This is a genomic window from Lysinibacillus sp. NPDC096418 (genome assembly GCF_044762775.1).
In the GTDB taxonomy this organism is placed as follows: Bacteria; Bacillota; Bacilli; order Bacillales_A; family Planococcaceae; genus Lysinibacillus.
On the sequence record NZ_JBIWEY010000050.1, the window covers coordinates 21,328 to 27,679 of the forward strand.

The window sequence follows — 6,352 nt, forward strand, 5'->3', positions numbered from 1 at the left end:
TTCGGATTAAGCTGTTTCGTTGTCTCGTAATACATTCTCAAAAGCGTCTTGGAATTTGTGAACATCGCCTGCACCCATGAATAAAAATACTGCGCCTTCATGTTTTGTAAGTTCTGCAATACCTTCTGTTGTAACAACAGCGCTACCTTCGATAAGTGAGGCTAAATCATCAATCGATAAAGCTCCTTGCTGTTCCCTCGCAGATCCGAAAATATCACATAAATAAGCGGTATCAGCAAGACTTAAGCTGTCAGCAAAGTCTTGTAAAAATGCTTGAGTACGTGTAAATGTATGCGGTTGGAAAATTGCCACTAGTTCACGTTCAGGATACTTTTGTCTAGCCGATTGAATTGTTGCACGAATTTCCGTTGGATGATGTGCATAGTCGTCGATTAATACATTATTCCCAATTCTAGTCTCAGTAAAACGTCTTTTCACACCTTTATATGTGTGTAGACGTTCTTGAATTATTTCTGTAGGAATCCCTTCATATTGACAAAGAGTAATTACTGCTAATGTATTTAAAATAGCATGATCACCAAATAACGGGATAAAGAATGTGCTATAAAATTCATTACGTACAAATACATCAAAAGTTGTACCTTCAGTTGTTTTTTCTACATTACGTGCTTCAAAATCATTTTCTGCACCAAAACCATAATAAACGACTGGTACATTTGCTTGGATGCGTTGCAAATGCTCATCATCGCCACAAGCAATAATCGCTTTTTTCACCTGTAGGGCAAGTGATTGGAAAGCTGAGTATACATCTTCGATATTTGCAAAGTAATCTGGATGGTCAAAATCAATATTCGTCATGACCGCGTAGTCTGGATTATACGCTAAAAAATGACGACGATACTCACATGCCTCCATGACAAAAAAGTTAGCATCTTCATGCCCAGCACCAGTACCATCACCAATTAAATAAGAAGTCGGCTTATAGCCACCTACAACGTGCGCCATTAAACCAGTTGTAGAAGTTTTACCATGAGCCCCTGTAATAGCAATCGATGTGTAATTACCAATATATTCGCCTAAAAATTTATGGTAGCGAATCACTTCCACGCCGATTTCCTGTGCACGGACAATTTCAGGATGCTCATCAGGAAATGCATTTCCTGCAATAATCGTCATACCTTCTTTTACATTATCAGCATCGAACGTAAAGATTGGAATATTTCGCTCACGTAACGGTTGTTCTGTAAAGAAATACTTATCAATATCAGAACCCTGTACCTGTTCACCAGCATCAAATAGGATTTGTGCAAGTGAACTCATGCCAGACCCTTTTATGCCTATGAAATGAAAAACTGTCATAAATTAAACCCCCCGGGAAATACAAAATCCCATCTATCATCTATTATGTGTATCACATTTTTCAACTATTCAAGTGTAGGTATTAATACCTCCTAATGCGTGAAAAAGTGCATACTATTCAAAACATCTTGTCTATTATAGCACTATTTATGCATAAGGATAAATGTGCAACTTTTCCCAAAAATCATTTTTTGCCGAAAGTAAGTTAATCCATACGAAAACGCGTTATTTTTTACTCAAACATAGCAACTAAATCTTGCTCAGTAATGAAACTTTCACGTGGCTTACTACCTCTTGCTTCCGATACAAAGCCATTCGACTCGAGCATATCTATAAGTCGCGCTGCACGATTATAGCCAATGTGGTATTTACGCTGAATAAGGGATGTTGAAGCGCCACCTTGCTCATAAACAAATCGACAGACATCCTCAAACAAATCATCCTGATCAGCTGTAACTTCTGTTTTTTTCAGAAGTTCTTCTTGATCAAATATATAATCAGGCTCTCCTTGCCCGCGTACATACTCGATAATTGCTTCAATTTCATCGTCCGTCACAAATGTACCTTGTAAACGTACTGGCGCAGACATACCGTTCCCTAAATATAGCATATCTCCACGCCCAAGTAATCTTTCTGCTCCTTGCCCATCTAATATCGTACGTGAATCGATTTGAGATGATACCGCAAAGGCAATACGTGTTGGAATATTCGATTTAATAAGACCTGTAATAACGTCAACAGATGGTCTTTGTGTCGCAACGATCAAATGAATACCGCAAGCACGTGCTTTTTGTGCGATACGGCAAATCGCCTCTTCTACGTCCGCTGGTGACATCATCATTAAATCTGCAAGCTCATCAATCACAATTAAAATATACGGTAACTTTAAACTATGCTCATTATTTTTTTCCGCAATTGCATTGTAACGTGTAATATCACGAGCACCGGCATGCGCAAATAATTGATAACGGCGCTCCATTTCTTCAACTGCCCATTTAAGTGCTGCAGTTGCTGCCTTCACATCAGTAATGACAGGACTCACTAAATGTGGGATATGATTGAATGGTGCAAGCTCAACCATTTTTGGATCGATCAACATTAACTTTAACTCATGTGGTGCAGCTTTGTATAATAAGCTAACCAAAATCGAATTAATACAAACCGATTTCCCTGATCCCGTTGCTCCTGCAATTAATCCATGTGGCATTTTTCGTAAATCAATCGTTACGGGCTTTCCTGTTAAATCTAGCCCAAGTGCTGCTTCTAATGGTGAATCAGACTCGACGAAAGATACACTATTTGTTACTTCTGAGAGTCGTACCGCTCGTGATACGCGGTTTGGAATTTCAATCCCTATTGAGCTCTTCCCAGGAATTGGCGCTTGAATTCGAATATCTTTCGCAGCTAACGCAAGTTTCAAGTCATCTGCTAAATTACGAATTTTACTTACCTTCGTACCTTGACTTACTGTAATTTCAAACTGTGTCACAGCAGGTCCTTGCATGATGGATTCAATTTGCGCAGATACTTGGAAATGCGACAGTGACTCAACTAATGTTTGACCTTGCGCTTCCATCCAATCTGTATCTTGTGTTTCTTCTTCTGGTGGCTCTAAAAATTCATCCGTTGGTTTATGGTATACACGCACGGGCTTTACTGGCTTTTCTACTGTTTTTACTTCTGTAACAGGAATTTCAGTGTCTTGAAGTATTTCTTGCTGTAATGATTCTTCTTCCACCATTTTAGGTATAGTTTCCATATCAAACGTTGGATCATTAGTAAAAATATGTGGCTCTTCTACTATTGGTTTCACTTGTTCTTCAACCATCATTGTTGTAGCCGAAACTTCATCTTCTACTAACATCTCAACAGCTGGTTTTTCTAATGTCGCAACAGGCGACATTGTTATAACCGAGACAGCTTCCGCTGCATGATTGATGGATGAAATAGAATGTGGTGGTTGAACTTGTATAGACGGTATATCAGCCTTCACAGGATTTGGTTCTTCGACAACGATTTCTTCCGGTTCATCTGTTCCTATTGGAGGCGTTATTACTTGCTGTACTTCTTCTTTGACAGATAACATTTCCAACTGTTGTTGGCGAGTTTGCCATTTTTCTTTATCTGACTTAAGCATTAATACGTTAAATGGAATACGGCTCTTCTCTTGGGCCGGTGTATGTTCGATAGATTTCTCTTCAAGATCATCTTGCACATCAGACTTTGTAGATGCTGGCTGCATAACAGTAACGCCACCAATATTGATCGTTGAATTTTCAATTTGCACTTGTTCGACAATGACTTCATTCACTCGTATATCAGCTTCGTTGGCTGAAAGTTGCTCTACGGCTAATTCCTGCTGTATCGCAGCCTTCACTTGATCTTCAAAATCAACCGCAAATGTACTTGTTTTTGGCACTATTACAGGCTCTTTAGGTGTATCATTTACTTCCACAATATCTTCGAAATCCGATTGGTCAAATGTTAATGCCTGTTCATTTACTATCTCCGTTATATTCTGCACTTTTTCATGTTCTTGCATACTATTTTTAGGTTGTTCCTGAAGAGTAATTTGAACTTTTTCTTCTATTGTATTTTCATACCCTTCATTTGATGTCGTTTCTTTTCCATCATTAACAAATGAAGTAGTATCTTCTTGCCCTTCCTTACGCTTCTTCAACAATGTTTCAATTGGGCTTGGTTTTGCAAAACCATAAACTGGTGAAGGGACATCCGTTGGTACAAAGCGTTTACGATTCTGAGGTTGACTATTTTCTATTGCACGTTCTTGTTTTATTGTAGCTTCTTGCTTTTTAGGGACATCAAAACTTTTTGTATCCCGAAAAACTTTACGTGCCCTCGTGCTAGACTCTTGTATAGATTGACTCCGTGTAATCGTCGTTCTTCCTGTACGCTTCGTGCGATTCTCTAATAATTCGCGAATCCCGGAAATTTCTACATCATAGACACTCGAGTCTACGATATGGTTATTTAAATGCTTGGGTAACGATAAATCTTCTTGTTGCCCATAGTAAGTATCATTTTTTTGATTAAATGCTTCTTTTTGCTTCGGCTCATACGAAGGGATAATTTCTTCATCTTCGATTAGTGGAAAACGAAAAGTTCTTTGTTTTGGTTGAGCAATATTATTAGTTTGTTGTTGCTGTGGAAAATCTTGTTCATGTTCATATTCATCATATTGATCTTCATAACTTTCATTTTCTTCACTTTTATCTAATAGTTTATTGAATTGTTTTTTTAACCAGTTCATGTTGATTCACTCATTTCTCTTACACATCATTTATAGTAACGCATATGTTTTTTAGGATTGACTTTTTAAAAAACAGAACGCATCTTCTATGTAAAAAGCATACCATAAAAATGATAGAGAAACTCGTATTTATCGGCCCAAATACGACAAAAAATCGTTAAGAGCGCTACTTTTTAGCGACTTAACGATTTTTCTCATAACCTATGAAAAATTTAACGAGTTGGTGTTTCAAATGCACTACCGATTTGTGCATCTGCTGGTAACACTAAGATTCCTTTTTCAGACGGAGCATTCGGAATTGCCAGTTCTCGGGCTGAGCAAAGCATCCCAAAAGAATCTACACCACGTAGGTTTCCTGCTTTAATGAGCATACCTGAAGGCATCACTGCACCAATTTTAGCGACAACTACTTTTTGACCAGCTTCAACATTAGATGCACCACATACGATTTGTAACGACTCTTCACCGATATTAACTGTACAAATGTTTAATTTATCGGCATTTGGATGTTTTTCTTTTGTTTCCACATAACCCACTACAAATTTTGGTGAGAAGTCTACATCTAGGCTAATAGAAGCGCCGTTCTTTACAATTGCAGCTTCAAGCTGTTCCACTAGTTCTGGTGTTACTTCCACATTCCCTTGTACTTCAGTTTTCACATAGTTACTTGCATTGAATAAGTTAAAGGCTTTAATTTCACCTGTTTGTGCTTCTTTTAAAATTGCAATGTCGCCAGCACGTTCCATAACTGTTTTCACAATCGCTTCTGTTGCTAATTGAACTAATAATACATCCCCGACATATTTCTTGTTATAAAATACGTTCATGATTCTTCTTTCTCCTTTTTCACTCTGTTTTTTGCCAGTATAAAGATTGGTTCAAGTTCCCCGTCTTCATAAATAAATGACAACGATGTAATCGGTACAGTACCCACTGTGAAGAAATGCATCGTCATCTGTGCTAATACATCATAACCTGTTTCATTACGAATATCACCTATAATTAACACATCCTGATGAGGAACAGATACTGTCATATCGCCTTCGATTTGCGCGCGCATCTCTTTTAAAAAGCTGTCATTTAAAATACGACTCGCATCGTACCCATCATTAGCATTTACAAAATAAAACAAATTCCCAGATACCTCATCTTTTTTATAGGTCACCGGCAATTGTTTCACTGAAAATCGTGCCATTTCTCTAATTTGTTCAACTGTTAATCGTAACGCCTCTAGCATTGATTCATCTATAAAACGGTATGTTCTCCCCAAATCAAGGGCATAGAAAATACGTGTTTCCGCTGTATGTTCTGTCGTAATAAATGCATGTCCTTCCTTTGAGGATTGCGGATAGGACGTGGCACGGATCACAGGGTAAATTTGAGTAGAACTACTAAATCCCTGCTCCTTTTCTAGCTCCATTGCGGAAAATGTTTGCTCAATTGTATAAACAACCTCAGTAATTGCAGCATCTTTCTTCTCATTATATTTTGTTAAAATTCCCGGTAATGATAATTCCATTCCGTGTCCTAACTTTGTATGATTCAAGCGTAATTTATCATATTTTTTATCAAACTGATAAGTAAAGCGACTTTCGCCTAAACGCGTTTTTAATAGAGCAACCAATTGCTCCGAATTCATTTGCTGCACTTATCTTCACACCCTTTCAATCGAGTAGGAGGGAGCGACTAACTCCCGTCCTCTCACACCACCGTACGTACGGATCCGTATACGGCGGTTCCATGAAGTCTGACGGACAGCGA

Annotated in this window: 4 protein-coding genes; all 4 read right to left on the reverse strand. The window is 38.1% G+C overall.

The window, feature by feature from the left end:
• Positions 1–6 precede the first annotated feature (6 nt).
• The 4 genes from murC to ACIQZG_RS22915 all read right to left on the reverse strand — a co-directional run bounded on the left by murC (position 7) and on the right by ACIQZG_RS22915 (position 6,239).
• Positions 7–1,320: a UDP-N-acetylmuramate--L-alanine ligase gene (murC, locus tag ACIQZG_RS22900; RefSeq protein ID WP_402758215.1), complete on the reverse strand. Its 1,314-nt coding sequence runs from the start codon at positions 1,318–1,320 to the stop codon at positions 7–9.
• 232 nt (positions 1,321–1,552) lie between these two features.
• Positions 1,553–4,591, reverse strand: coding sequence for a DNA translocase FtsK (locus tag ACIQZG_RS22905; protein ID WP_402758217.1), 3,039 nt, complete (start codon positions 4,589–4,591; stop codon positions 1,553–1,555).
• A gap of 212 nt (positions 4,592–4,803) precedes the next feature.
• Positions 4,804–5,418, reverse strand: a complete 615-nt coding sequence (gene ytpR, locus ACIQZG_RS22910) for a YtpR family tRNA-binding protein (RefSeq protein ID WP_402758218.1) — start codon at positions 5,416–5,418, stop codon at positions 4,804–4,806.
• Positions 5,415–6,239 carry a DUF1444 domain-containing protein gene (locus ACIQZG_RS22915; RefSeq protein WP_402758220.1) on the reverse strand — a complete coding sequence of 275 codons (825 nt, stop codon included), beginning with the start codon at positions 6,237–6,239 and terminating at the stop codon, positions 5,415–5,417. The genes ytpR and ACIQZG_RS22915 overlap by 4 nt, the downstream gene beginning before the upstream one ends.
• Between the last annotated feature and the right edge of the window lie 113 nt (positions 6,240–6,352).